This is a genomic window from Pseudomonas sp. Pdm06, from assembly GCF_014851795.1.
Taxonomy (GTDB): Bacteria; Pseudomonadota; Gammaproteobacteria; order Pseudomonadales; family Pseudomonadaceae; genus Aquipseudomonas; species Aquipseudomonas fluorescens_AA.
The window spans coordinates 1-1,137 of sequence record NZ_JACVAH010000038.1 but is presented as its reverse complement, the minus strand read 5'-3'; the positions used below and the strand labels follow the sequence as shown (position 1 = coordinate 1,137).

Annotated in this window: 1 protein-coding gene; it reads right to left on the bottom strand. The window is 68.0% G+C overall.

The genetic code is table 11. From position 1 onward, the window contains the following. Positions 1 to 1,137, bottom strand: a 1,137-nt coding sequence (locus IB266_RS30420; protein WP_225613698.1) for a condensation domain-containing protein, incomplete at both ends; no start/stop codon positions are given.

Genomic DNA, 1,137 nt, shown 5'->3' with positions numbered 1-1,137 from the left:
CGGCGCAAGCGGCTGCTCAGCGGCGCGGGCAGTTGCAGGGCCAGCGCGGCGCCTTGGTAGCTTTGCACCTGGGGGCGCGGGTGGTCGCTGGGCAGTTCCAGCAGCGCCGGGGCGCCGTCCAGGTGGACTTTCCAGAAATCGACCTGGGCGTGCAGGCGTTCACCTTGCAGGTGCTGCTGTTGCCAGTTGGCGTAGTCGGCGTATTGCAGGGCCAGGGGTGGCAGCGGATCGTCAAGGCCCTGGCTGAACGCGGCGTAGAGCGCGTTGAACTCGCCGATCAACACCGCCACCGACCAACCGTCGGAGACGATGTGGTGCTGGGTCACCAGCAGGATGTGTTCGTCCTCGGCCAGGCGCAGCAGACGGCCGCGAATCAGCGGTCCCTGGCTCAGGTCGAAGGCGTCCCGGGCTTCGGCCTGGGTGAGTTGGGTGACGGCGGTTTGCCGGGCTTCGGCGTCCAGGCCTTGCAGGTCGTGTTCCTGCAAGGCGAAGCCGCTGTCGGCGGCGGCGAAGCGCTGGCGGACCTCGCCGTCACGGCGTTCGAAGGTGGTGCGCAGGCTTTCGTGACGGGCGACGATGCGGTCCAGGGCGCGTTGCAAGGCGTTGCGATCCAGGCTGCCGCCCAGGTGCAGCGCGGCGGGCATGTGATAGGCAACGCTGGCGGCGTGGTCCAGTTGATCGAGGAACCACAGGCGTTGCTGGGCCAGGGACAGCGGCAACGCCTGCTCGCGGGACACCACGTCGATGGGCTGGACGTGGGAGTGACCGGCCTGTTCCACCCGCTGGGCCAGTTCGCTCAACGAGGTCTGGCTGAAGAGGGTGCGCAGGTCGATCTCGACGCCGAGGTCCTGGTGCAGGCGAGCCTGCAACTGCACGGTCAGCAGGGAATGGCCGCCGAGTTCGAGGAAGCCGTCGTGACGGCCGACCTGATCCAGTTGCAGCAGGTCTTTCCAGATTTCGGCGAGGGCGATTTCAGTGGTGCCTTGGGGCGCCTCGTAGGTTTTGCTGGCCAGGGCTTCCAGGCCGGGGGCCGGCAGGGCGCGGCGGTCGAGCTTGCCGTTGGCGGTGAGGGGCAAGGCATCGAGGTGGACGAAGGCGCTGGGTACCATGTATTCGGGCAGGTGCTTGAGCAGGGTG